The organism is Marinibacterium profundimaris, from assembly GCF_002210095.1.
Classification (GTDB): Bacteria; Pseudomonadota; Alphaproteobacteria; order Rhodobacterales; family Rhodobacteraceae; genus Marinibacterium; species Marinibacterium profundimaris.
Window position 1 is genome coordinate 436,789 of the sequence record NZ_AQQR01000004.1, and the last position, 23,572, is coordinate 460,360.

At 67.7% G+C, this 23,572-nt stretch carries 23 protein-coding genes; 12 read left to right on the forward strand and 11 right to left on the reverse strand.

Going from position 1 to position 23,572, the window contains the following annotated elements:
- Positions 1–39: 39 nt before the first annotated feature.
- Complete coding sequence (locus ATO3_RS13215) at positions 40–519, reverse strand: DUF3576 domain-containing protein (protein ID WP_233152128.1); 480 nt, start codon at positions 517–519, stop codon at positions 40–42.
- A gap of 395 nt (positions 520–914) precedes the next feature.
- Here ATO3_RS13215 and ATO3_RS13220 point away from each other — a divergent pair, with 395 nt between their 5' ends.
- From ATO3_RS13220 to ATO3_RS13230, 3 genes are all read left to right on the forward strand, one after another.
- The gene (locus tag ATO3_RS13220; RefSeq protein ID WP_088650322.1) at positions 915–1,853 is read left to right on the forward strand and encodes a porin; all 939 of its coding nucleotides are present in this window, start codon (positions 915–917) and stop codon (positions 1,851–1,853) included.
- Positions 1,854–2,341: 488 nt separating this feature from the next.
- The gene (locus tag ATO3_RS13225; RefSeq protein WP_088650323.1) at positions 2,342–3,295 is read left to right on the forward strand and encodes a porin; all 954 of its coding nucleotides are present in this window, start codon (positions 2,342–2,344) and stop codon (positions 3,293–3,295) included.
- A gap of 191 nt (positions 3,296–3,486) precedes the next feature.
- Entirely contained in the window at positions 3,487–4,146 is a 660-nt protein-coding gene (locus tag ATO3_RS13230; RefSeq protein WP_088650324.1) for a YggS family pyridoxal phosphate-dependent enzyme, read from the forward strand.
- Positions 4,147–4,197: 51 nt separating this feature from the next.
- On the opposite strand, the gene ATO3_RS13235 is transcribed toward ATO3_RS13230, so the two are convergent.
- Both ATO3_RS13235 and ribA read right to left on the reverse strand, forming a co-directional pair.
- The gene (locus ATO3_RS13235; RefSeq protein WP_088650325.1) at positions 4,198–4,692 is read right to left on the reverse strand and encodes a L,D-transpeptidase family protein; all 495 of its coding nucleotides are present in this window, start codon (positions 4,690–4,692) and stop codon (positions 4,198–4,200) included.
- Between the two features lie 10 nt (positions 4,693–4,702).
- Positions 4,703–5,734, reverse strand: a complete 1,032-nt coding sequence (gene ribA / locus ATO3_RS13240) for a GTP cyclohydrolase II (RefSeq protein ID WP_408630817.1) — start codon at positions 5,732–5,734, stop codon at positions 4,703–4,705.
- A 219-nt stretch (positions 5,735–5,953) separates the two neighbouring features.
- Between ribA and ATO3_RS13245 the strand changes: the two genes are divergently transcribed.
- On the forward strand, positions 5,954–6,640 hold the full coding sequence (locus ATO3_RS13245; RefSeq protein WP_088650327.1) for a response regulator transcription factor: 687 nt from the start codon (positions 5,954–5,956) through the stop codon (positions 6,638–6,640).
- Between the two features lie 323 nt (positions 6,641–6,963).
- Here ATO3_RS13245 and ATO3_RS13250 read toward each other — a convergent pair whose 3' ends face one another.
- A complete protein-coding gene (locus ATO3_RS13250; RefSeq protein ID WP_088650328.1) occupies positions 6,964–7,572 on the reverse strand; it encodes an enoyl-CoA hydratase/isomerase family protein in 609 nt (202 codons plus the stop codon).
- 311 nt (positions 7,573–7,883) lie between these two features.
- On the opposite strand from ATO3_RS13250, the gene ATO3_RS13255 reads away from it, so the two are divergent.
- The 6 genes from ATO3_RS13255 to lpxK all read left to right on the forward strand — a co-directional run bounded on the left by ATO3_RS13255 (position 7,884) and on the right by lpxK (position 14,255).
- Positions 7,884–9,413 (forward strand): DUF2125 domain-containing protein, encoded by a 1,530-nt coding sequence (locus ATO3_RS13255; protein WP_088650329.1) that lies wholly within the window; start codon positions 7,884–7,886, stop codon positions 9,411–9,413.
- Positions 9,414–9,604: 191 nt separating this feature from the next.
- Positions 9,605–10,951: a TldD/PmbA family protein gene (locus ATO3_RS13260; protein WP_088650330.1), complete on the forward strand. Its 1,347-nt coding sequence runs from the start codon at positions 9,605–9,607 to the stop codon at positions 10,949–10,951.
- Positions 10,938–11,717 (forward strand): inositol monophosphatase family protein, encoded by a 780-nt coding sequence (locus ATO3_RS13265; protein WP_088650331.1) that lies wholly within the window; start codon positions 10,938–10,940, stop codon positions 11,715–11,717. Before ATO3_RS13260 ends, ATO3_RS13265 begins: the two co-directional genes overlap by 14 nt.
- A gap of 58 nt (positions 11,718–11,775) precedes the next feature.
- The gene (locus ATO3_RS13270) at positions 11,776–12,018 is read left to right on the forward strand and encodes a DUF4170 domain-containing protein (protein WP_088650332.1); all 243 of its coding nucleotides are present in this window, start codon (positions 11,776–11,778) and stop codon (positions 12,016–12,018) included.
- 7 nt (positions 12,019–12,025) lie between these two features.
- A complete protein-coding gene (locus ATO3_RS13275; RefSeq protein ID WP_158217958.1) occupies positions 12,026–13,267 on the forward strand; it encodes a 3-deoxy-D-manno-octulosonic acid transferase in 1,242 nt (413 codons plus the stop codon).
- A complete protein-coding gene (gene lpxK, locus ATO3_RS13280; protein ID WP_088650334.1) occupies positions 13,254–14,255 on the forward strand; it encodes a tetraacyldisaccharide 4'-kinase in 1,002 nt (333 codons plus the stop codon). The genes ATO3_RS13275 and lpxK overlap by 14 nt, the downstream gene beginning before the upstream one ends.
- Before the next feature lie 188 nt (positions 14,256–14,443).
- Here lpxK and ATO3_RS13285 read toward each other — a convergent pair whose 3' ends face one another.
- The 3 genes from ATO3_RS13285 to ATO3_RS13295 are packed head-to-tail and all read right to left on the reverse strand — an operon-like array spanning position 14,444 to position 16,771.
- Positions 14,444–15,568 (reverse strand): CaiB/BaiF CoA transferase family protein, encoded by a 1,125-nt coding sequence (locus tag ATO3_RS13285; RefSeq protein ID WP_088650335.1) that lies wholly within the window; start codon positions 15,566–15,568, stop codon positions 14,444–14,446.
- Positions 15,565–16,254, reverse strand: coding sequence for a DsbA family protein (locus tag ATO3_RS13290; protein ID WP_088650336.1), 690 nt, complete (start codon positions 16,252–16,254; stop codon positions 15,565–15,567). Before ATO3_RS13290 ends, ATO3_RS13285 begins: the two co-directional genes overlap by 4 nt.
- Before the next feature lie 10 nt (positions 16,255–16,264).
- On the reverse strand, positions 16,265–16,771 hold the full coding sequence (locus tag ATO3_RS13295) for a DUF721 domain-containing protein (protein ID WP_088650337.1): 507 nt from the start codon (positions 16,769–16,771) through the stop codon (positions 16,265–16,267).
- A gap of 81 nt (positions 16,772–16,852) precedes the next feature.
- Between ATO3_RS13295 and mutY the strand changes: the two genes are divergently transcribed.
- The gene (gene mutY, locus ATO3_RS13300) at positions 16,853–17,905 is read left to right on the forward strand and encodes an A/G-specific adenine glycosylase (RefSeq protein WP_088650338.1); all 1,053 of its coding nucleotides are present in this window, start codon (positions 16,853–16,855) and stop codon (positions 17,903–17,905) included.
- A 319-nt stretch (positions 17,906–18,224) separates the two neighbouring features.
- Complete coding sequence (locus ATO3_RS13305) at positions 18,225–19,370, forward strand: alkane 1-monooxygenase (protein WP_088650339.1); 1,146 nt, start codon at positions 18,225–18,227, stop codon at positions 19,368–19,370.
- A gap of 51 nt (positions 19,371–19,421) precedes the next feature.
- Here ATO3_RS13305 and ATO3_RS13310 read toward each other — a convergent pair whose 3' ends face one another.
- The 4 genes from ATO3_RS13310 to ATO3_RS13325 all read right to left on the reverse strand — a co-directional run bounded on the left by ATO3_RS13310 (position 19,422) and on the right by ATO3_RS13325 (position 23,568).
- Entirely contained in the window at positions 19,422–20,669 is a 1,248-nt protein-coding gene (locus tag ATO3_RS13310) for an adenylate/guanylate cyclase domain-containing protein (RefSeq protein WP_233152129.1), read from the reverse strand.
- A 353-nt stretch (positions 20,670–21,022) separates the two neighbouring features.
- Positions 21,023–22,120: a site-specific DNA-methyltransferase gene (locus ATO3_RS13315; protein WP_088650454.1), complete on the reverse strand. Its 1,098-nt coding sequence runs from the start codon at positions 22,118–22,120 to the stop codon at positions 21,023–21,025.
- Positions 22,121–22,224: 104 nt separating this feature from the next.
- Positions 22,225–22,860, reverse strand: a complete 636-nt coding sequence (locus ATO3_RS13320; RefSeq protein WP_088650341.1) for a ribonuclease HII — start codon at positions 22,858–22,860, stop codon at positions 22,225–22,227.
- Between the two features lie 162 nt (positions 22,861–23,022).
- Positions 23,023–23,568, reverse strand: coding sequence for a hypothetical protein (locus tag ATO3_RS13325; RefSeq protein ID WP_088650342.1), 546 nt, complete (start codon positions 23,566–23,568; stop codon positions 23,023–23,025).
- Positions 23,569–23,572 lie beyond the last annotated feature (4 nt).

Here is a 23,572-nt window from a genome sequence, read left to right on the forward strand (position 1 = left end):
GCCAGAGGCCTGACGCCGGAGAAACGGAAAGGCCCGGGCCTAGAGCCGGCCGTCGGCCTGGCGCAGCTGGCGGGCGCGCGACAGGATGGCATCCTCGATCGCGCGGGTGGTGGCGGCGTTGACCGCCCCGCCGCGCGTCTGCAGCGACACCGACAGCGACCGTGCGTCCAGCGCCGGGTCCGAGATATGGACGGTGGCGCGATAGGTGCCGCCGCCGCCCGGAGGCGTGCCGTAGCCGGTGACGATCAGGCCGGTGAAGGGATCCACCGTCTGCACGGGCAGGAAATCCAGCACGTCGAGCGAGGCGAACCAGAGATAGCGGTTCACCTGAACCTCGGCCTCGACGTCGGGCCGGTCGAAGAGCGTCCAGATCGTGCTTTCGGTCTGGTTGCGGCGTTCGTCACTGTCCATGGACAGGTCAACGGGCGGCTCTGTCGCCGCCGACTGAGTCGCGCTGTTCCCGCATGCCGCCAGCAGCGCCATCACGGCGAGGCCTGCAATGATCTTCGTCGTGCTCATTATCCGCGTCTTCCGAAAGCCAGATCCGTTCCGACATACCTCTAGAGAAGCGCGCCCGGCTCAACAAGCCCCCCGCAGGTCCGCCGTTTTTCATCGCCCGCAGATTGCAGAGGCCGCCACCGCGGATTATGTCGCCAAGCTCGAGAGGGGTGACGCAGCGTTATGTCCTCTCCGACTACACTTTTGCTCACGAACCGCTCGCGAAATCGTGGTTGCATGTCTGCGTCGAAGACACATCGGTTTCGAAAATGCGTTTCCGATGCCTTGCGATTTACATGCTGTCAGCAGATATCGGCGCCACACCCGGTCAGGGACGAGCGACCGACCGTCGCTGCCAACTGACTGCCTGGATGTATGAAAACCGAAATCATCTCGTTACATGAAGTGAGCACATCATGAGAACGCTACTCACGACGTCCGCCCTGATCCTGGTTGCTGGCGCAGCGGCTGCCCAAGTGAACTTCAGCGGCTACGGCCGCTTCGGCCTTGGCTACAATGAAGCCAACGGTGACGCCGGCGGCGAAGACACGGCGCTGATCTCGCGCTTCCGTCTGAACATCGACGCCGATGCCTACACCGACGGCGGCGTGCAATTCTCCGCCCGTGTCCGCCTGCAGGCCGACGACGACCCGGAGATCAACGAGCAAAACAGCGCCACGCTGAACGGTGCACGCTTCTCGGCGATCTACCAGGGCTTCCGCCTGGACGTCGGCAACGTGTCGGGTGCCTTCGACGCCTCTGACGCCTACTTCGGCTTCGAGCCGGGCCTCGAAGCCTTCACCGGGCAATACGCGGCTGTCGACTACGACTTCCTCGAGTATTCGAGCACCGGATCCGGCGCCAACGCCGTGGCCGCGTTCTACACCGGCCCGAACTTCCTGGTCGGTGGCTCGTACGACCCCGATGAAGTCACCGGCAACGACCGCTGGGACATCAGCGCGCAATACACCTTCGCGGATGCCTACACCCTCTACGTCGGCTACGGTGAGAACGACAACGACCAGAGCCTGCTCATCGGTGTCCTGACCGCCGACTTCGACCGGTTCACCGTCAACGCCTTCCTCGGCGACGAAGACCTGAACCTGGCGCCGGGCGCAGAAGACACCGACGGCACCGTGTACGGTCTGTCGGCCGGCTTCGATGTTGGCACAGCGACGCAGATCGTGGCCTCCTACGGTTCGGGCAGCGGCGACGCCGACACCGAAGCCTACGCGGTCGGCTTCGTGCACGATCTCGGCGGCGGCGTCGCGCTCAAGGGCGGCATCGGTTCCGAAGGCCCGCGCAACGGCTCGTCCAGCACGGTCGGCGACCTCGGCGTGCTGTTCAACTTCTGATCCCGACGTCGCGGCGCCCGGCCCAGGCCGGGCGCCGCGACCAACCGGACAGAGGTCAGACCATCGGACGCGCGCCACGGCTGCGCGCGTCCGGAAAAGGGTAATTTCGCGGCAGTGTCGTGCTCCCTCGCACGATGCCGATTCCCCCGGATCCCGCGCCCGCCGGCGGCATCTGTCGGACAGGGCCGATGCCAGGATTGACCGGCACGGGCGTGGGCAGGGTGGAAACACCCTCGCGCCGGGCGGTCACAGAGGCCGCAGCCCAGTTGACGCAAGGACGGTCAGAGCCTTGCCAGGACGGGCTTTGGCGCCCTTTCCCCCTCCCCGACATCACTGTGACATCCTTGCACCAATTTCGGGGGGATTGGGCGCTGCTCTGACGCGCTACCTTGTGCAACGACCCCCAAAAGAGCGACACGGTGTTCATACCCAAGCAGGTGCCTGTCCGCATTCGTTTGGGCCGCGAAATCTTAAACCGAGGGAACATCATGAAAAAGACCCTTTTCACCTCGACTGCACTGGTCCTGCTGGCCGGCGCGGCCGCAGCACAGGTGTCGTTCAGCGGCTACGGCCGTTTTGGTCTGGGCTACCAGGAAGACCGTCAGATCACCGACATTAACGGCGACGTGACCGACACCGACGTGTCGCTGGTCTCGCGCTTCCGTCTGAACATCGACGGCATGGCCGTCACCGACGGCGGCGTCGAGTTCTCGGCTCGTGTCCGTCTGCAGGCTGACGACTCCCCGGCGTTCAACGAGCAGAACAGCGCAAGCCTGAACGGCGCACGCTACTCGGTTCAGTACGGCGGCTTCCGCGTCGACGCCGGCAACGTCGCAGGTTCGTTCGACAACATGCCGAACTACTACGGCTTCGAGCCCGGCCTGGAAGCCTTCACCGGCCAGTACACCGGTGTTGACTATGACTTCCTCGCCTACTCCTCGACCGGTTCCGGCTCGAACGCCGTGTACGCTTCGTACACCGCAGGCGGCTTCTTCTTCGGCGCATCGTACGACCAGGAAGCCTTTCTGGACAACGACCGCTGGGATATCGGTGGTTCGTACACCTTCAACAACTTCACCGCGGCTCTGACCTACGGTGAAAACGAAATCGACCAGAGCCTGCTCGTCTTCACCCTGGGTGCTGACTTCGACCGCTTCTCGGGCACCCTGTTCGTCGGCGACGAAGATCTGGACCTGGCAGCTGGCGCACCGGACATCGACGGCACCGTCTACGGTCTGTCGCTCTCCTTCGACGTGGGCGCAGCAACCTCGATCCTCGCATCCTACGGTACGGGTACCGGCGATGACGACGACGAAGGCTACGGCGTTGCATTCGTGCACGACCTGGGCGGCGGTGTCTCGCTCAAGGGCGGCATCGGTGCCGAAGGCCCGAAAGACGACAGCTACATGGTCGGCGACCTGGGTGTCCTGTTCAACTTCTGATAAGTTGACCTGACCACCGAATTGGGGCGTGCTCTTGCGAGCGCGCCCTTTTTCTTTGGGCCAACGGCCCCGCCGTCCTTGCGCGACGCCCCACCGCCTTTCCTCAACGGCCCCTGCCCCGAACGGCCGGCCCCTTCCCTTTTCCGCCCTATCGGTGTTTTGTCCCCGCGAATCCGGCACAGGAGACGACAATGGCGCTTGAGGACATCCAGAACCGTATCGCAAAGGCCGAGGCCGACGCCGGGCGCACGCCCGGATCGGTGAAACTGATCGCCGTGTCGAAGGTTCAGCCGCTCGACCGGGTCGAAGCCGTGCTGGAGCAGGGCCACCGCATCTTCGGCGAGAACAAGGTGCAGGAGGCCGCCGGCAAATGGCCGGATTTCCGCACCCGCTATGACGGGATCGAACTGCACCTGATCGGCCCGCTGCAAAGCAACAAGACCCGCCAGGCGATGGAACTGGCCGACGCGATCCATTCCGTCGACCGCCCGAAACTGGCCAAGGGCATCGCCCGCATCGCGCAGGAGCTGGGCAGCTGCCCCGACCTTTTCATCCAGGTGAACACCGGCGAGGAGGAGCAGAAGGCCGGCATCCTGCCCGCCGATGCGGATGCCTTCATCGCCGAATGCCGGGACCTGGACCTGCCGATCCACGGGCTGATGTGCATTCCGCCGGTGGACGAGGAACCCGCGCTGCATTTCGCGCTGCTCGCGAAGATCGCCGAACGCAACGGGCTCGACGGCCTGTCGATGGGGATGAGCGCGGATTTCGAAAGCGCCATCGCGCTGGGGGCCACCCATGTGCGTGTCGGCTCCGCCATCTTCGGAGACCGAGTTCCGCCCGCCGGATGACCCCAACGCCATATCCGGAAGTGGATCTCTTTCCGGATATATTACAGTATCTTAACGCACGATCAGCCGCGTTCCCGGTGTCAGCCGCTCCGCCACCCAGCGCAGGTGGTCGCGCCGCAAGGCCACGCAGCCTTCGGTCGGATAACCCGGCCGCCGCCTCTGGTGCAGGAAGATCGCCGAGCCCCGCCCCGGCACCGCATCGGGCCAGTTCCAGTCTGTCACCAGCACGATGTCGTACAGTGGATCGGCCCGCCGCATCCGTTCATGGCTGAAGGGCCAGGGCGCGCGGACCAGGTGGTTGTACGCCGGATCGTCGACATCATCGGACCACAGATCGCGCGGCCCGATGGGCACCGCCCAGTCGACCGGGGCCGGCAGCCGGTCAGGGCGATAATACATCCCCACCACCCGGTGCACGCCGCGCGGTGTCGCCCCGTCGCCCTCGCGCTTGTCACCGCTCAGCCCGCCGCGCCCGATCGAACAGGGCAGCCGCCGACCCAGGAACCGCAGCCCCATGGGCGTCAGGACAAGGTCTGCGGGGCTCATGACCGAAGGCTCACAACAGGTGCCCCGACTTCGCCGCCTTGGTGGCGAGATAGGCGCGGTTGTGATGCGTCTCGCCCACCTTCAGCGGCACGCGCTCGGTCACCTTGATGCCGGTCTTTTCCATCATCGCGATCTTGCCCGGGTTGTTCGTCAGCAGCCGGACCGAGGAGAAGCCGAGCTCCTTCAGGATATCCGCGCCCAGCCGGAAATCGCGCTCGTCATCCTCGAAGCCCAGACGGTGGTTGGCCTCCACCGTATCAAAGCCCTGGTCCTGCAGCGAATAGGCCCGCATCTTGTTGGCAAGTCCGATCCCCCGCCCCTCCTGGTTGAGATACAGCAGGATCCCCTGCCCCTCCTCGCCCATCATCGCCAGAGCGCCGCGCAGCTGCGGACCGCAATCGCATTTGAGCGAGCCCATCAGGTCCCCGGTGAAACAGGCCGAATGCAGCCGCGCCAGAACCGGCTTCTTGCGATCCGGGCGACCGATCTCGATCGCGTAATGCTCCTCGCCGCCGTCCTCGGGTCGGAACACATGCAGCCGCCCGGCCTCCGACACCTCCATCGGCAATCGGGCCGAGACCACGTCATGCAGCGGCGAGCGTTCGAGCAGGTGAGGGCCCGCGCCCTCCACGTCGATCACCGTCAGCCCGAAGGCGGCGGCCACCGCCGTCCCGTCCTCCACCGGCACCACGACACAGGCGGGCAGCAGCCGCGCCGATTTCGCCAGGACCAGGGCAGCGCGATGCAGATCGGCCTTGCCGTCGCGCTCGGTCGACAGCGGGCCCTTCATCGGCACCTTCAGGTCATCCGCCGGGTCCGCCACCGCCTGCACCCAGGCCAGGTCCGCGCCGCGCGGCAGCAGCACCCGGGCAAGATCGCCGTCATAGGCCCGCGCCTTGAGCGTCTCGGCCCGGCGCACCGTGACGGCCACCACCGCCTGCCCCAGCGCGCGCAGCTCTTCCAGCCTCGGGGCGGTCAGGGTCTCGGCCGCCAGGGCGATTACGGCACGGCCGCCCGCGATCAGAACCACCGGCACGCCCATGCGCAGATCGGCCCGCGCGCGCGCCAGCCGTTCGGGCAGGGTGAGGGTAAGTGTCACTGTGCTGATCCCGTTTAAGGAATTTCCAACGGTCGGCTACGCCATTTTGACATGGAAGTGAAACAAAACCCGCCCTGTACACACGTCGGCGTGATGGGTTTGCAGGAAAACTTGCCCTTCCGTGAACATCTTCCATCTACAGACGAAACAGGAGTACGCGACATGGCACAGCTCAAGAAGATCCTTCTGGTGGACGACGACGACGACCTGCGCGACGCGCTGAGCGAACAGCTTGTCATGACAGAGGATTTCGACGTCTTCGAGGCCGGCGACGGCCACAGCGCGATGGAACGCGCGAAAGAGGCGCTATACGATCTCATCATCCTCGATGTCGGCCTGCCCGACACCGACGGGCGCGAATTGTGCCGGCTGATGCGCAAGCAGGGCGTGAAGGCGCCGATCCTGATGCTCACCGGGCATGACAGCGACGCTGACACGATCCTGGGCCTGGATGCCGGCGCCAACGACTACGTGACCAAGCCGTTCAAGTTCCCGGTCCTTCTGGCCCGGATCCGCGCCCAGCTGCGCCAGCACGAACAATCCGAAGACGCCGTCTTCCAGCTTGGCCCCTACACGTTCAAGCCGTCGATGAAGCTGCTTGTCACCGAGGACGAGCGCAAGATCCGCCTGACCGAGAAGGAGACGAACATCCTGAAGTTCCTCTACCGCTCGACCGACGGCGTGGTCGCCCGCGACGTGCTGCTGCACGAGGTCTGGGGCTACAATGCCGGCGTCACGACCCACACGCTCGAAACCCACATCTACCGGCTGCGCCAAAAGATCGAACCCGATCCGTCAAATGCGCGGCTTCTGGTCACCGAAAGCGGCGGATACCGGCTCGTCGCCTGATGTGCGACGTAATGCTTAAGGATTTGGTAGCAATTATGCGCTAAATTCTAATTATCCCGCGCATGTCCGGGTTTGACATGCACCTCCCTGTTGGACCTGGCCGGGCTTCGCGCCCGGTCTTTTTTTGTGCCAGGGGCAAGGCCGCCGGCAGCCTGCATTCACCGGCACGGCAACCAGCAGAATTCCAACCGCTCTGACGCCTGCTACACCGGGCCATTGAACCATCCGCCGGCCGATATCGCGCCCCCGCGCCCGGGTCCGGGGGCCGCGGGGCGGGCGGGTGGGAGCGGCCTTCGGAGCCGGGCGCGGGGGCGTCCGCGGTCTCAGCCGCACATGCGCTTGATCGCCGCGCGGATCCGTGGATCGGCCGCAACGCTGTCGGCGGCGATCTCGCGGGCCGTCTCCAGCAGCGTCTCGCGCTCGACGATCCGATCCACCAGCCCGAAGGCCAGCGCCTCCTCGACGGGGATCTTCTGGCCGCCCATCAGGATCAGCTTGGTCCGCGCCGGCCCCACCAGCGCGGACATCCGCGCCGGATCCGAAGGCTGCGGCAGGAAGCCCAGCTTCATCACCGGGTAGAAGAATTTCGCACCCGGCACCGCCAGCCGCAGGTCGCAGGCCAGCGCCATGCCCATGGCGCCCCCCGCCAGCGTCCCGTTCAGCGCAGCGATGCTCAGGCAGGGCAGCGCCGCCACCGCGCCCGACAGCCTCTCCCACACGTCCGAGGTCGCCAGCCCCGCCCGCGCCTCCTCCAGGTCCGCCCCGGCCGAGAACACCTTGCCCGCGCCCGTCAGGATAACCGCCCGGGCCTCCTGCGCGGCTTCCATCAGCTCGGCCAGCTCGGTCAGCATGGCATGGGTCAGGGAATTGGCCTTCTCGGCCCGGTCGATGGTGACGGTCCAGATGCCGTCGGCTGTGTCGTGGCGAATCATGGAAGCTCCGGGCTTTGGCCTGCCCTGACGGGCGCTTGGGCCAGAATGCGGGCCAGCCCACGGATTGCAAGGACCGGCCGCCTGCCCTGCGTCACCGTCCCGCCCTGCGGCCACGCGATCAGGCCCCTGGCCGCGCCGCACGCACGCCTCGCATACGCCTTTCCGGGGCCGTGTATCGGACCTTTCACGGGACCTTGCACGGGGCCGGCCCTCTCCTCGCGCCCGGGTGATCGGCCACCCCATCTCGGCGGTTGACGCGACCGGCCCGACGTCGGAGCATAAGGCACCGTTCCAGGAGAGGACCTTTTTCCATGAGACATTTGACATCGTCCTGCGCCGTTGCGGCGCTGATGTCGGCCGCCTTCGCACAGGGCGCCGCCGCTGACATCACCGCCGAAGAGGCCTGGACCACCCTGCGCGACATGATGACCGGCTCGGGCTATGAAAGCTCCGCCACCGAAAGCCGGGACGGCGACGCCCTGGTGATCTCCGACACCGTCTTCACCATGTCCAGCGACGACGCCGACGCGACCACCTCGGTCGATTTCGGCACCCTGCGCTTCGTCGAGACCGGCGACGGCTCAGTCACGGTCGAGATGCCCGAGGTGCTGCCCGTCATCTCGTCGTTCTCCGATCCCGAGACCGGCGAAGAGGTCACGCTGCACATGGACGTGATCCAGAAGGGCGCGAGCCTGGCCCTGTCGGGCGATCCCGACAACGTCACGCAAACCTACGCCGCCTCCTCGGTCGAGGTCGCGCTGACCTCGATCGACGCGCCCGACGAGGCGCTGGCACCCGACGCGGTAAAGGTGTCGATGATCATGCAGGGGCTGACCTCGGACACCACCATCGGCAGCGGCGAGCCGCGCCCGGTCGAGATGAGCGCCAAGGCCACTTCGGTCAGCTTCGACATGGGCGTCGACATGGAAGACGAAGGCTCCGGCGCTGCAAAGGGCGAGATGACCGACGTCAGCTTCACGGGAACCGCCACCCTGCCCAGTGAAACCAGCGCCGGCGGCGACCTCGTCGAGTTGATGCAGGACGGCTACATGCTCGACGGCACCTTCTCGCACCAGGGCAGCACCGTGACCTTCTCGGGTGAAGGCGACGGCTCCACCTTCGAGGCGCAGTCCAGCTCGGAAAGCGGCGAGTTCGACATGAACGTCGACGCCGAAAGCCTCACCTACGCCCTGCGCCAGGTCGCGTCGTCCATCGCGGTCACCACCTCGGACCTGCCGTTCCCGCTCGAGGTGCAGGCCGCCGGGCTCGAGGCCGGTTTCACCCTGCCCCTGGCCGAAAGCGAGGAGCCGAAGGATTTCGCCCTGCTGGTCAACCTGCAGGACTTCGTGATGTCCGACATGATCTGGATGATGTTCGACCCCGAAGGTGTGCTGCCCCGCGATCCCGCCTCGCTGATGGTGGACCTGGCCGGCCAGGCGAAGCTCTTCGTCAACCTGCTCGACTCCGAAGAGACCGAGGAGCTTGCCGCAACCGGCGCGGCCCCCGGCCAGCTGGAAGCGATCGACATCAACGCGATCAAGCTTGACCTGGTCGGTGCCTCGCTGAACGGCTCGGGGAGTTTCACCTTCGACAACAGTGACCTGGCGACCTTCGGCGGCATGCCGAAGCCGACCGGTTCGCTCGACCTCAGCCTGGCGGGTGGCAACGCGCTGCTGGACAAGCTGATGACGCTGGGCGTGATCGGCGAAGAGGAAGCCGGCGGCGCGCGCATGATGATGGGCCTGCTGGCCGTCCCCGGCGACGAACCCGACACGCTGAACTCCAAGCTGGAGATCAACGAGCAGGGTCACATCACCGCCAACGGCCAGCGCATCCAGTAAGCGCCGCCTGAAAGGGCCGGGCCGCCCCATGGGGCGGCCCGTTGCCATTTCGACCGCCTCGTCCGCCCGGCCCGTCCCGGCAGAACCGCGGCTTTCACCACCGCCAGCCCCTGCAAAGCGCCCGCAAACCTTGCGGGACGCGCAGCGAAGGTCTACCTGCCTTCGGAACCGACACCGAAAAAAGACGCCCCATGACCCAGGATCTCGCCGCCCTTTCCCACGCCCTTCTCGACGCCGCCCGCAAGGCCGGGGCCGAGGCTGCCGACACGCTGGCGATCGAGGGCCGGTCGGTCATGATCGACGTGCGCGAGGGCGAGCTGGAACAGGCGGAGCGCTCTGAAAGCACGGACCTTGGACTGCGCGTGCTGATCGGGCGCAAGCAGGCGATCGTCTCGGCCTCGGACACGCGGCCCGAGACGCTGGCGCTGATGGCCGAACGCGCCGTTGCCATGGCGCGCGAGGCGCCCGACGATCCCCACGCCGGCCTCGCCGATCCCTCGCAGCTGACGCAGGACACCGGCTCGGCCGCGCTTGACCTGTTCGATCCCGCCCCCGAACCCGCCGCCGAAGCCCTGCGCGACATGGCGCTGGAGGCCGAGTCCGCCGCCCGCGCCATTTCCGGGGTGAGCCAGGTGCAATCGGCCAGCGCCTCTTACGGGTGGAACGACATCCACCTCGCCTCCACCAACGGGTTCTCCGCCGGCTATGCACGCACCGGAAGCTCGGTCTCCTGCGTGGCCATCGCCGGCGAAGGCACGGGGATGGAACGCGACTATGACGGCGACAGCCGCACCTACGCCGCCGACCTGCGCAGCCCGGCCGAGATCGGCCGCAGCGCCGGGCAACGCGCGGCCGCAGCACTGAACGCCCGCCAGCCGAAGACCGGCACCTACCCGGTGCTCTTCGACGAACGCATCTCCAGCTCGCTGATCGGCCACCTTCTGTCGGCCGCCAACGGCGGCGCGGTGGCGCGCGGGTCGTCCTGGCTGATGAACCGGCTGGGCGAACAGGTCCTGCCCGAAGCGCTTTCGATCATCGAGGATCCGTTCCGCCCCCGCATCGGCGGCTCGCGTCCCTTCGATGCCGAAGGCCTGCCCACCGCCCGCCGCGCCATCGTCCAGAACGGCGTGCTGACGGGCTGGACGCTGGACCTTGCCTCGGCGCGCAAGCTGGGGCTGCAATCGACCGGCAATGCCACGCGCGGGCCGTCGTCGCCGCCCTCGCCGTCGAACTGGAACATCGCGCTGACCCAGGGGCAGCAAAGCCGCGAAGAGCTGATGGCCGACATGGGCACCGGGCTGCTGGTGACCTCGATGATCGGGTCGACCATCAACCCCAACACCGGCGATTACAGCCGCGGCGCCTCGGGGTTCTGGATCGAGAACGGCGAAATCGCCTACCCGGTCAACGAATGCACCATCGCCGGCAACCTGCATGACATGCTGCTGCGGATCCGCCCCGCCAACGACGCGCGGACCTACCTCAGCCGGGTCGTGCCCTCGCTGCTGATCGACGGGATGACCCTTGCCGGCAGCTGATCTTGCGCTTCTTGTCGATGCCGCCCGGGCCGCCGGAGAAGTCGCGCTCGGCTTCACCGGCGCCACCGCGCGCAGCTGGGACAAACCCGGCGACGCCGGGCCGGTGACCGAGGCCGACCTTGCCGTGAACGACCGGCTCGCCGGGATCCTGAAACCGGCGCGGCCCGACTACGGCTGGCTGTCCGAGGAATCTCCCGACAGCCCCGACCGTCTGGCGATGGATCGGGTCTTCATCATCGACCCGATCGACGGCACGCGCAGCTTCATCGACGGATCCTCGACCTGGGCCCATGCGATCGCCGTGGCCGAGGCCGGCGTGGTCACCGCCGCCGTCATCTACCTGCCGATGCGCGACGAACTCTTCGCCGCCGCCGCCGGCCAGGGCGCCACGCTGAACGGCGCGCCGATCGCGCCCAGCGACACCGCCGGGATGAAGGACGCCACCGTGCTTGCCGCGCGCCCGGCGCTGGAGTCACGCCACTGGAAGGCCGGCCCGCCGCCGTTCAAGCGGGAATACCGCCCTTCGCTGGCCTATCGCATGGCCACCGTGGCCGAGGGGCGCTTTGACGGCATGCTGACCCTGCGCCGGACCTGGGAATGGGATGTCGCCGCGGGCGACCTGATCCTGCGCGAGGCCGGCGCCCGGGTCTCCGACCGGCTGGGACAGGCCCTGCGGTTCAACAATCCGCAGCCCTCGGTCAACGGCGTGCTTGCCGGCGGGGCAGCCGTCCATGCCGGGCTATTGGCCGCGCTTACCCAATCTTGACCTCTGCGCGGCCATCCTTAGGGTCCCGCACACCCGCATTGCGAAAGGAGACCGCCCCATGGTCCAACGCCTGCACCTCGTCTTCGGCGGCGAGCTCATCGACCCGTCCAGAACCGCCTTCAAGGATGTCGACGACATCCACATCGTCGGCATGTTCCCCGATTATGCCTCGGCCTACGACGCCTGGAAGGCCGAGGCGCAGCGCACCGTCGACAATGCCCACATGCGCTACTTCATCGCCCATATCCACCGGCTCCGCGACGAGGAGGCCGAGGCCTCTTCGACCGAGGAATTCGGCTGAGACACCGGTGATCCGGCCTCTGAGCCTGACCGCCTACAGGGCGCTTTCCGCGCGCAAGCCGCCCGGGGATCTGACCGTGGCCGGTCCCAGGCCCGACCGGCCGGTGGCCTGGTTCCACGCGACCTCGGACATGCGGGCGGCGGCGCTTCTGGACCTGGCCGACCGCCTGCGGGCGCAGCGGCCGGGCATGCCCGTGCTGCTGACCTTCGACCGGCGCCACCTGACCGGGCCGCGCCCTGCCCGGCACGACGATATGCTGTACGAGATCCCTCTGGACGGCGACCATCCCGGCGCGGCGGCCGAGTTCCTGGAGTACTGGCGCCCCGCCGTCGGGCTGTGGACCGGCGGGCCGCTGATGCCCAACCTGCTGTTCACGGCCCGGTCTGCCGGTGTGCCGCTGATCCTTGCCGATATCGACGAATCCGGGCTGGGGCGCGAGGGGCTGCCGTGGATGCCGGATCCGGAACGCGCCGCGCTGCGCATGTTCCGCCGGGTGTTTGCCCTTGATATCACGACCTTTTCCCGTCTTCAGCGCATCGGCATCCCGACCCGCGATCTGCAGGTCGCGCCCCGCCTGCAGGACAGCCTCGCGCCCCCGTCCTGCGCCGAGGAAGACCTGACCGAAACCGGAGAGACTCTGGCCGGCCGCCCCGTCTGGTTTGCCGCCGGGCTTTGCGCGTCAGAGGCCGTTGGCGTGCTGAGCGCCCATCGGCAGGCCGTGCGCCTGTCGCATCGGCTGCTGCTGGTGATCACCCCGGCCGACGGTTTCGACCCCGCCGCGCTGCAGGCCCTTCTGGGCGGCGCCGGGCTGCGCCACGCGGAATGGGAGCCGGGCGATCCGATCGACGAATTCGTCCAGGTCCTGGTGGCGCGCGAAGCCGACAGCCTGGCGCTGTGGTTCCGGCTGGCGCCGCTTTCGATCATGGGCGGCACGCTGGGCGCCGAGGAGGAGCCGGGCATCCACCCTTTCATTCCCGCCGCGCTCGGCTCTGCCGTGCTGCACGGCAGCCATACCGGCGCCCACGCGCCCGCCTACGAACGCCTTGCCCAGGCCGGCGGCACCCAGCTTGTGCGCGGCTCCACCCATCTGAGCGAGGTCGCGCTGCGGCTGATCCAGCCCGAGGAATCCGCGCGCATGGCGCTGGCCGGATGGGATGTGGTGACCGAAGGCGCCTGGCTGATCGACCGGCTCTCGGACCTGGTGCTGGATTTCCACGACGCCGCCGAGATGACCGATGCAGCCACCTGATTTCTGGACCAACCCGCCCGGCCGGCCCGGGCTGGCGGCGCGGCTGCTGTCGCCGCTGGGCGCCGTCTATGCCGGCGCGACGGCCCGGCGCGTGGCGCGCGGCCCGGGCGCGCGGCTGGGCGTGCCGGTGATCTGCGTCGGCAACCTCAACGCCGGGGGCACCGGCAAGACGCCGACGGTGATCTGGCTGATCGAACTGCTGTCGGCGATGCACCACCGCCCCTGGGTCGTCACCCGTGGCCATGGCGGTCGCCTGACCGGCCCCGTCCGCGTCGACCCGCGCCGGCATACCGCCTCGCAGGTTGGCGACGAGGCCCTGTTGCTGGCCGCCTTCGCCGAGGTCGTGGTGGCCGAGGACCGCGCCGCCGGCGGGCAGCTGGCCGAGGCCGAGGGCGCCAGCGTCGTGCTGCTGGACGACGGGTTCCAGAACCCGGCGCTTGCCAAGGACCTGTCGCTGGTGGTGGTCGATGCCCAGACCGGTTTCGGCAACGGCCGCTGCCTGCCCGCCGGCCCGCTGCGCGAACCGGTCGCGGCCGGGCTGGCCCGCGCCGATGCGGTGCTCTCGATGGGCCCCGAGGCGGCGCAGGAAGACTTTGACGCCACCTGGGGCACACAGATCCCCCTGCCGCGCCTGCGCGGGTCGCTGGAGCCGCTGAACACCGGCATGGACTGGTCCACCACCCGCGCCCTGGCCTTCGCCGGCATCGGCCGCCCGGCGAAGTTCTTCGCCACCCTGCGCGGCCTGGGCGCCGAGCTGGTCCGGGCCGAAGCGCTGGACGATCACCAGCCGCTGTCCAGCGCGCTGATGGCCCGGCTGGAGGGCGAGGCGAAGCTGCTTGGGGCGCAGCTGGTGACAACGGAGAAGGACGCGGTGCGGTTGCCGAAGGAGTTCCGGTTCAAGGTGATCACCTTGCCGGTGCGGTTGCGGGTTGCGGAAGACGGCTGGCTGCGGGCGCGGCTGGCAGAGGTCGCGCCGGAACCGCGCTGACGCGCGCTGCCTTCGGCGAGAGGTATTTTCCAAAGGTGAAGAGAGCGGTGCGGCGCCCTTGTGGCCGGCCGTGGCGGCGCGGAGAGCGCGGGAGCCTCCGGCGGGAGGTATTTGGGCCAAGAAGAAGACAGGGGCCGGGCGCACAGGAACGGCCGGGTGTTATGGGCCGTCCCTGTCGCGGTCGCGGTTCAGTAGCGGTCCGTGTCCTCGCCCAGCTTCGGCGCGGGGCGGGTGAGGGCCAGGTCGGCATCCGAAAAGCGGAAGGGCGCGCGGATACCCGGGACGCCGTCGAGCGAGATCTGCATGCCGCGCGCGATCACCTGCGGGTCGGCCATCACGCGGTCGAGCGTGTTGATCGGGCCGGCCGGGACGCCCTGGGCTTCGCAGGCGGCGAGCAGGTCGTTCATCGTCCGGGTCGCCGTGGCCCCGTTCAGCCGGGCGATCATCACCCGCCGGTTGGCGATGCGGTCCTTGTTTTCGAGGTACTCGGGCGCTTCAGCCATGTCGGCAAGATCCAGAAGCCGGCAGAGCCGCTGATACTGGGCGTCATTGCCGGTGGCGATGATGATATGGCCGTCGGCGCAGTCGAAGACCTCGTAGGGGGTCAGGTTCATATGGGCGTTGCCCATGCGTTCGGGTGCTTGGCCGGTGGTCAGGTAATTCAGCGCCTGGTTCGCCGTCACCGCCACGGCCACGTCCAGCAGCGCCATGTCGACCTGCTGGCCCCGGCCGGTGCGGTCGCGCATCCGCAGCGCGGCGAGGATGCCGGTAACCGCGTAGACGCCGGTGAAGATGTCCGTGATCGCCACGCCGGTCTTCTGCGGCTGGCCGTCGGGCTCTCCGGTGATCGACATCAGCCCGGACATGCCCTGGATGATGAAATCGTAGCCCGCGCGGTGGGCATAGGGGCCATCCTGGCCGAAACCGGTGATCGAGCAATAGACGAGACGAGGGTTCACCTGCGCCAGCGAGGCATAGTCGAGCCCGTATTTCTCCAGCCCGCCGACCTTGAAGTTCTCGATCACCACATCGGCATCGGCCACCAGCTCGCGCACCCTGGCCTGGCCTTCCGGCGTGGCGAAATCGACCACGACAGAGGCCTTCCCGCGGTTCGTCGAATGGTAGTAGCTGGCCGAGACGTCCTCGTCCCGTTCCACGAAGGGCGGGCCCCACTTGCGGGTGTCGTCGCCGCGCGGCGATTCCAGCTTGATCACTTCGGCGCCCAGGTCCGACAGCGTCTGGCCGGCCCAGGGGCCGGCCAGGATGCGCGCCATCTCGATGACCTTGAGCCCCTTGAGGGGCGCGTCGCTCATTCTCCGAGTTTCTCGTCGAACAGCGCCGCGAAATCGGCATAGGGCTGGTTCGACACCTTCTCGCCGTCGATGACGAAGCTCGGCGTGCCGGTGACGTCGTCGGCCTCGGCGTTCTCCTGGAACCAGGCGACCAGCGTGCGGGCCTTTTCGCCGTCCTGCAGGCAGGCATCCAGCGCGGCATCGTCCAGCCCGGCCATCTTGCCCATCTTCTTCAGCTCGGCCACGATCGCCTGGGGATCGCCGGCGCGGGTCCATTCGTCCTGGCTGGAATAGATCAGGTCGTTCATGCCGAAGAACCGGTCCTCGCCCGCGCAGCGCGCGATCATCGAGGCCCAGAGCCCGTAGCGGTCGAAATAGACCTCGCGGTAGATGAAGCGCACCTTGCCGGTGTCGATGTAGTTTTCCTTGATCTGCTTGAACGGCCCGGCGTGGAAGGCCGCGCAATGCGGGCAGGTGTAGGAGGCGTATTCGATCATGGTGATCGGCGCGTCCTCGGCGCCCATTGTCATCTCGACGATGGTGGAGGTGTCGACCTCGGCCTCGGCGGCATCCGCGTCCTGGGCCATGGCGGCGCCGGGCAGCAGCTGGGCCTGGCCCGGGGCGGTCGGCGCCGGCTGGCTCAGGAAGGCATAGGCGCCGGCAAGCAGCAGGGCAGCGGCCCCGGCGGGCAGGAAGGTACGGGTCATCGGATCTCTCTCAACTTCTGGATTTCACGAGAACGTTCTGTGCCAGGCGCTCCAGCGCCTGTCTCAGCCCTTCGTCCGCGATCCCTTCGGCCGTGTCATGGGCGGCCTTGCGGATCTCGGGGTCGGGCTCGGGCGCGTCGGGCTTCGGGGCGGGGGCAAAGGCCACCTGGCCCTCGGCAAAGCCGGTCGGCGCCGTCTGGGTGATATGGATGCGCGAGATGGCGTTGTAGCCGTAGGCGGCATTCACGCGGTCGCGGATCGCCTCCTTCTGCATCTCGAGCATGGGCGCCTGGGCGCCCGTGGTCAGCAGGGTCAGCGTCGCGCCAAACCCCTTGCGGCCATAGCCCACCTTCACCGGGCGCGCGATCGCGGCGATCTCGGGGCCCGCGACCTCGTCCCAGTGGGTCAGAACGCGGGAGACGGCAAAGCCGCGGCTTTCACTGGCCTTGCGGATCCGCGTGCCCAAGAGCGAAGCGGTCTGCTTGAAGCCGTATGTCGATGTCTGACGCCGCGCCATGGTGGTTTTCGTCTCCTTGTGCTCCATTCTATGCGATTGAACGACAGGAACCAGCGGAACCGCCGCGGAAGGGCATAAAAGTTGCGTGACGATACGACGATCATAGGGGCAGATCTGCTGGAGTGGTACGATGTCCATGCGCGGGATCTGCCCTGGCGGATAAGCCCCGCGGCGCGGGCGGCCGGGGTGCGGCCGGATCCCTACCGGGTGTGGCTGTCCGAGATCATGCTGCAACAGACGACGGTGGCGGCGGTGAAGGATTACTTTGCCCGGTTCACCGCGCGCTGGCCCGACGTGGCGGCGCTGGCGGCGGCGCCGGATGCCGAGGTGATGGGCGAATGGGCGGGCCTTGGCTATTACGCGCGGGCCCGCAACCTGCTGAAATGCGCCCGCGCCGTGGTGGCCGAGCATGGAGGGCATTTCCCCGAAGACCACGACGCCCTTCTCTGCCTGCCCGGGGTCGGCCCCTATACTGCCGCCGCGATCTCGGCCATCGCCTTCGATCAGCCCGAGGTCGTCATGGACGGCAATGTCGAACGGGTCATGTCCCGCCTCTTCGACATCCACACGCCGCTGCCCGCCGCCAAGCCCGAGCTCAAGGCTCGCGCCGGCGAGCTTACGCCGACACAACGCCCCGGAGACCACGCCCAGGCGGTGATGGACCTGGGCGCCACGATCTGCACGCCGAAAAGCCCGGCCTGCGGCATCTGCCCGCTGCGCGACCCCTGCGCCGCCCGACGCGCCGGCACCGCGCCGGAATTGCCGAAGAAGACCCCGAAGAAACCCAAGCCGATCCGCCACGGCTATCTCTACATCGGGCAGCGCACCGACGGCGCGCTGCTTCTGGAAACCCGCCCCGACAAGGGGCTTCTGGGCGGCATGCTGGGCTTTCCCGGCTCCGACTGGTCCGAGGCTCCCCAACCCGCGCCCCCTGCCCCGGCCGACTGGCAGCCGCTCGGTGGCGAGGTCCGCCATACCTTCACCCATTTTCACCTGGTGCTGACGGTGTTCCACTCCGAACTGCCGATGGACACCCGCCCTGCCCACGGCCATTTCGTCGACAAGCACGCCTTCCGGCCCTCCGACCTCCCCACGGTGATGCGCAAGGCCTTCAATCTCTGGCGCGGCACCTGACCCGGCCGCTGGCTCCGTCTATTTGCAACACCTCTGTTTCTTCTTGGCCCAAATACCTCCCGCCGGAGGCTCCCGAAGACGCCACAGCCGCAAGGCTCGATCCCGCATACCACGCCGCCACCCGCCGCAGCCAACGCTCCGGCCGGTCCCCGCGCGCCGCGCCCCTGTCTTCACCTTTGTCCAAATACTCCGGCCCGACGCCGCCACCACAACACGCCCCTGCAGAAAAGGACGCCCCCCGCGACGTCACGCCTCTCGGGACCGGTTTTCCAAGCCCCGCAACCTGCGCTAGGCTGCCCCGACCCTCCGGAGCCGGACCATGACCGCCCCCTATCTCGCCCCCGCCACCCTGCGCAGCCTTGCGCATACCGCGCCGTTCTGGATCTCTTTCCTTTTGCCGCCGCTGGCGGTCATCGCCGCGATCCACGGCGGCTGGACGCTGGTGCTGATGCCGCTCTGCGCCTGGTGGCTGTTCTGGGGCTTCGACCTTGCCACGGGGCTTGAGAAGGCCAATGCGGATCCCGAGACACCGGACAGCGCCCTGACCGGCTATCGTCTGATCACCACGCTCTGGGTGCCGGTGCAGTTCGTCACGCTCTTCGGGCTGATCTGGTACGCCGCCCCCGCGACCCACCTGACCGGGTGGGAAAAGGGCTGGCTTTTCTTCGGTGTGGGCATCCTGACGGGCACGATCGGGCTGAACTACGCGCATGAGCTGATGCATCAGACCAACCGCCTGGAACGGAGCCTCGCCGACCTGCTCCTCGCCATGGTGCTTTATTCGCATTTCCGGACGGAACATCTTCTGGTCCACCACCGCCATGTCGCCACGCCGCGTGACGCGGTGACGGCCCGCTACAACGAAGGCTTCCACCGCTATTTCCCGAGGGTCCTGCGGCAATGCCCGCCCTCCGCCTTCCGGGCCGAGGCCGCGATGCTCGCCCGCAGGGGCCGGCCCTGGTACCACCGGTCAAACCCGATCTGGCGCTATCTGGCGCTTCAGGCGGCCATGCTGGCGCTGGCCGTGGCACTGGGAGGCTGGACCGGGCTTGGCCTGTTCCTGCTGCAGGCGATCACTGCGATCTGGCAGCTGGAGCTGGCCAATTACGTCGAACATTACGGGCTGACCCGCCGCCACCTGGGCGACGGCAGGTACGAACATGTCCGGCCGCATCATTCGTGGAACGCGGCGCACAAGGCGTCGAACTGGCTGCTGATCAACCTGCAGCGCCATTCCGATCACCATTACCGCCCCGACCGGCGCTTTCCGCTGCTGCAGAACTACGAGGAGGACGAGGCGCCGCAGCTGCCCTACGGCTACCCCGTGATGACCGTGGCGGCGATGATCCCTCCGCTCTGGCGCCGGGTGATGAACCCAAGGGTCCGGGCGTGGCGCAGGCGGTATTATCCCGACATCGAGGACTGGAAGCCGTATTTCAAGGGCGGGTTGCCGATGCCCCGGTAGGGCCTGACCGCTGCCCTTTCCGGGCTGGCTCCCCTCGGAACCCGGCCCTTGTCACAAGGTCCATAGCGTCATCTCGCCGTCGATCCCCCGGATCCTTTGCCCCTCGCGCCTGACCAGCCCATCAAGCCCGTCTGCCCCCTCCGCCAGGGCCGCCTCCCTCAGCGCGTCGCTCACCACCGCCGTCACGCCCAGGTCCCGGGTCATCGCCTCAAGCCGGCTCGCCACGTTCACGCTGTGCCCGATCACGGCGAATTCCAGCTGCGTCGCGCCGATATCGCCCAGCACGACGGGGCCGAAATGCAGCCCGAACCGTGCCCGCACCGGCTCTTGCCCCTCCGCCTCGCGCGTCAGGTTCCAGGCCGCGACATCCGCCATCATCGCCCGCATCGCCGCCATCGCGTTCGCGGCGTCCCTTTCGCCCGCGACCGGCGTGCCGAAGGTCGCCATCAGCCCGTCGCCCAGGAACTTGTCCAGCGTCCCGCCATGGCCGAAGACCTGCGCCTCCATCATACCGTGAAACCGCCGCAGCGTCCCGATCACCTCCTGCGGGGACCGCCCGGCCGCAAAGCCGGTAAAGCCTTCGATATCGACGAAAAGCACCGCCACCTCGCTTTCGCGGATCTCCTTCAGCGGCTCGTCGTTGCGCGACAGCTCCTCCACCACCCTCGGGCTGAAATAGCGCGACAGGTTCGACCTCTCCCGCTCCAGCGCCGCGTTGCTCAGCACCAGCCGCTGCAGCCGCCGGATCGAGAACGCCAGCACATAGGCCACGATCATGAAGATCACGATCTCCTGCAGTCGGATATCCGCCTTGATCCGGTTCGGATCCAGCAGCGCCAGAAGGTCGGGATCATGGCCAAAGGCCACCTGCGCCGCCTCCGACAGCTCGGGCACCGCGCGCCCCCAGCCGGCCATCCACACCGCACCCAGCGTCCACAGCACCGCGGTCCAGGTGCCCATCGCCGCGATCGTGCGCCAGGAATAGGCCAGCGTACCCGCGGCCAGGATGATGAAGAAATACTGGAAATTGCCGAAGGAATAGTACAGCGGCGCGGGCCAGACGGAATCCTGCAGCGGGTTGGGATAAACCACGATGAAGGTCATCAGCGCCAGGTCGGCGAACAGCACTGCCAGTTCGGGCAGCGACCGGCCCACGCGCCCGACCTGCCTTTGCAACCAGCCCATCGCCGCCATCGCGGCCAGCAGCGCCTCGTACCACAGCATTTCCCAGGAGAAATTGAGGAACGGCAGCATCACCGCCACGACCGCCAGCGCGATCCAGCGCGCGCGCACGGCCATCTCCAGCCCCTCGCGCTTGTGCCGCTGCAGCGCGGCCTCGGTAAAGCGGTTCGCCTCGACCGGGTTCGGGCCGGAACCGGGCGCGCAGCGCCTGCAGAAGGCCCCTGCGCGGGGCGGTGACGTCGGACATTTTGCGGTCCTCGCTGGCGTTTGCCGAAGCCTAGCCCGCAAGGGCGCCCGAGGGCGAGAGCCGAACGGGCGTCAGCCCGGAGGCCCCCCGGGCCCCGAGGCGCAGCCGAGGCCCGCGCGGACGAAAAAAGCCCCGCCGGTCAGGCGGGGCAAGGTGGCGTGCCTGCGTCAGGCCGCAGGCACGGGCGGTGTTCTTCTGGTGTTCCGGCTATGTCCGTTGGGGATCAGTCGTGCATTTCCGACCGGATCTGCTGGCGCAGCACGTCGATCGGCACCGACTTGCCCTCGCGCTTGAAGCTCCAGTAGGTCCAGCCGTTGCAGCTTGGCGCGCCTTCCAGCGCCGCGCCCACCTGGTGGATGGAGCCCTTCACGTTCTCCGACACCAGCGTCCCGTCCGCACGGATCTTGGCGATCTTGCCGCGCGGGCTTTGCAGCATCTCACCGGGGCTCAGCAGCCCGCGTTCGACCAGCTGCCCAAAGGGCACCCGGGGCTCCTGCCGCTTGCCGGCCGACACGGTCAGCGCCTCGCGATCGAAGCGGCGCACCTTGGCCAGCCGCTTCTCGGCCACCTTGCGATAGGCCTCCTCGCGCTCGATCCCGATGAAATCGCGGCCCAGCATCTTGGCCACCGCGCCGGTCGTGCCCGTCCCGAAGAACGGGTCCAGCACCACGTCGCCCGGGTTGGTCGTGCCGACCAGGACCCGGTGCAGCAGCGCCTCGGGCTTCTGCGTGGGATGCGCCTTGTCGCCCTGGTCGTCCTTCAGACGCTCGTGGCCGTTGCAGATCGGGATCACCCAGTCCGAGCGCATCTGGATGCCCTCGTTCAGCGCCTTGAGCGCCTCGTAGTTGAAGGTGTACTTGGCTCCCTCGCCGACCGAGGCCCAGATCAGTGTCTCATGCGCATTGGTGAACCGCTTGCCGCGGAAATTCGGCATCGGGTTCGACTTGCGCCAGACCACGTCGTTGAGGATCCAGTAGCCCTGGTTCTGCAGCTCGGCGCCCAGGCGGAAGACGTTGTGATAGGATCCGATGACCCAGATCGCGCCGCCGGGCTTCAGCAGCCGCTTGGCCGCCGCCAGCCAGGCGCGGGTAAAGGCGTCATAGGCCTCGAAGCTGGAAAACTGGTCCCAGGCGTCGTCCACCGCGTCGACCCGGCTGTTGTCGGGGCGATGCAGCTGGTTCTTCAGCTGCAAGTTGTAAGGCGGATCCGCGAAGATCAGATCGACGGAGCCTGCCGGCAAGCCGTTCATCACCTCAATGCAATCGCCCGCCAAAACGGTATTCAACGGCAGCGCTTCATCCACGCGCGTCGTCCTTGTCATCGTCATCGTCTGCCTCTGTCCCCGGCGCATTGGTGCGCTCATTGGTTGTCCACAGGATGAGTCAAAGCCGAATCACCGTCAATTTATTTATTGGAGTCAGGGGGTTACAGTTTCTCTTGATACAAGATATTGTGCACCGGTCGGAACGAACGTCTATGATGTGGGGTCACACCAAGATCTCGGAGCGCGGCCTTGTGCGCTTTTGACGGGTAGCCCGCGTTGGTCTCCCAGCCGTAGCCGGGATGCTGTTGCGCCAAATCCACCATGACCCGATCGCGCCAGGTTTTCGCGACGATCGAGGCCGCCGCGATCGACAGGCAGCGGCCGTCTCCTCCGATCAGGGGCGTGGCCGGCATGCTCAACCCCTGCGGGATCCATTTGCCATCGACCAATACGTGGTCCGGAAGATGCATCAGCCCGGCCACCGCCCGCTCCATCGCCAGAAGCGAGGCCTGCAGGATGTTCATCTCGTCGATCTCGGCCACCGTGGCCTGCGCGATCGAGACCTCGGCCACCTCCATGATCTGCGCCGCCAGCCGCGCACGGCGTTTGCGGCTTAGCGTCTTGCTGTCGTTCATCCCCGGCGGAATCGCCCTGGGGTCCAGCACAACGGCGGCGGCCACCACCGGGCCCGCCAGCGGCCCGCGCCCGACCTCGTCGGTGCCGGCCACGCGCAGGGCACCGGTGCCGGTCAGGCGGGTCTCGAAATCGAAATTCGGCGGCAAGGCAATCTTTCTCATGGGCCGAATGACAACCCCGGTCGGCGCCGGGGATCAAGGGCGAAGTCGCAGCCGAAGGAGGCGGACAGGGGCCTTCGCCAGCGTCCGGCCCCATCGCCGCGCCAAACGCCCCGCGATGTTCTGACCCGCGGTGCGCATGGTGCAGGCGACAGCGCGGCCGCCTCAGTTGCGGACGAGGCGATAGCCGCGATCGCGCAGGCAATGCGGGCGGTAGCCCACATAGGTGCCGTCGTAGCTTGGCACCTCGACCTTGCAGGCCGCGGGCAGCGACCGGGCCGGCACGTTGGCCTGCGCCAGGCAATGGCGCCCCAGAAGCCGCATGGACTGCCCCGGCCGCGACACGTCGCGCAGGCAGTGCGCCGGCACCAGCCTTTTTGACACGTAGTAGGAACTTGGCTTCGGCCGGTGCCACTGGCCGGGTTTGCCGTTGCCTGTCAGGTCGGTGCGCACCGTCTTGACCGTGAACGGGCGCGGCGCCGGATCCCTCCGGGGCACGGGGCGCGAGTTTGGCAGGGGCCTTGTCACCGGCGCGGTCGCGGCCATCTGGTCGCCCTTGCGCTTCAGGTCGCCCAGGATCGCGGCCAGCAGGCCCAGCGTCACGGCGCCGAATATGACGTTGCCGTTGTCCATCCGCACCTGCGCGCGGGCCGGGACGCCGGCGCCCGCCAGGGCAATCGAGGTCGCGAGGATGATGAAAAATCGGGACATGTCG

Bases quoted from the DNA above. Each gene is read 5' to 3' on its own strand.
- ATO3_RS13305 (WP_088650339.1), top strand. From the start codon at position 18,225: ATGACCGCCCCCTATCTCGCCCCCGCCACCCTGCGCAGCCTTGCGCAT.
- ATO3_RS13310 (WP_233152129.1), bottom strand. From the start codon at position 20,669: ATGGCCGTGCGCGCGCGCTGGATCGCGCTGGCGGTCGTGGCGGTGATG.
- ATO3_RS13245 (WP_088650327.1), top strand. From the start codon at position 5,954: ATGGCACAGCTCAAGAAGATCCTTCTGGTGGACGACGACGACGACCTG.
- ATO3_RS13315 (WP_088650454.1), bottom strand. From the start codon at position 22,120: ATGACAAGGACGACGCGCGTGGATGAAGCGCTGCCGTTGAATACCGTT.
- ATO3_RS13255 (WP_088650329.1), top strand. From the start codon at position 7,884: ATGAGACATTTGACATCGTCCTGCGCCGTTGCGGCGCTGATGTCGGCC.
- lpxK (WP_088650334.1), top strand. From the start codon at position 13,254: ATGCAGCCACCTGATTTCTGGACCAACCCGCCCGGCCGGCCCGGGCTG.
- ATO3_RS13215 (WP_233152128.1), bottom strand. From the start codon at position 519: ATGAGCACGACGAAGATCATTGCAGGCCTCGCCGTGATGGCGCTGCTG.
- ATO3_RS13230 (WP_088650324.1), top strand. From the start codon at position 3,487: ATGGCGCTTGAGGACATCCAGAACCGTATCGCAAAGGCCGAGGCCGAC.
- ATO3_RS13270 (WP_088650332.1), top strand. From the start codon at position 11,776: ATGGTCCAACGCCTGCACCTCGTCTTCGGCGGCGAGCTCATCGACCCG.
- ATO3_RS13320 (WP_088650341.1), bottom strand. From the start codon at position 22,860: ATGAGAAAGATTGCCTTGCCGCCGAATTTCGATTTCGAGACCCGCCTG.
- ATO3_RS13225 (WP_088650323.1), top strand. From the start codon at position 2,342: ATGAAAAAGACCCTTTTCACCTCGACTGCACTGGTCCTGCTGGCCGGC.
- ATO3_RS13260 (WP_088650330.1), top strand. From the start codon at position 9,605: ATGACCCAGGATCTCGCCGCCCTTTCCCACGCCCTTCTCGACGCCGCC.
- ATO3_RS13285 (WP_088650335.1), bottom strand. From the start codon at position 15,568: ATGAGCGACGCGCCCCTCAAGGGGCTCAAGGTCATCGAGATGGCGCGC.
- ATO3_RS13250 (WP_088650328.1), bottom strand. From the start codon at position 7,572: ATGATTCGCCACGACACAGCCGACGGCATCTGGACCGTCACCATCGAC.
- ATO3_RS13220 (WP_088650322.1), top strand. From the start codon at position 915: ATGAGAACGCTACTCACGACGTCCGCCCTGATCCTGGTTGCTGGCGCA.
- ATO3_RS13295 (WP_088650337.1), bottom strand. From the start codon at position 16,771: ATGGCGCGGCGTCAGACATCGACATACGGCTTCAAGCAGACCGCTTCG.
- ATO3_RS13325 (WP_088650342.1), bottom strand. From the start codon at position 23,568: ATGTCCCGATTTTTCATCATCCTCGCGACCTCGATTGCCCTGGCGGGC.
- ATO3_RS13290 (WP_088650336.1), bottom strand. From the start codon at position 16,254: ATGACCCGTACCTTCCTGCCCGCCGGGGCCGCTGCCCTGCTGCTTGCC.
- ATO3_RS13235 (WP_088650325.1), bottom strand. From the start codon at position 4,692: ATGAGCCCCGCAGACCTTGTCCTGACGCCCATGGGGCTGCGGTTCCTG.
- ribA (WP_408630817.1), bottom strand. From the start codon at position 5,734: ATGGGCGTGCCGGTGGTTCTGATCGCGGGCGGCCGTGCCGTAATCGCC.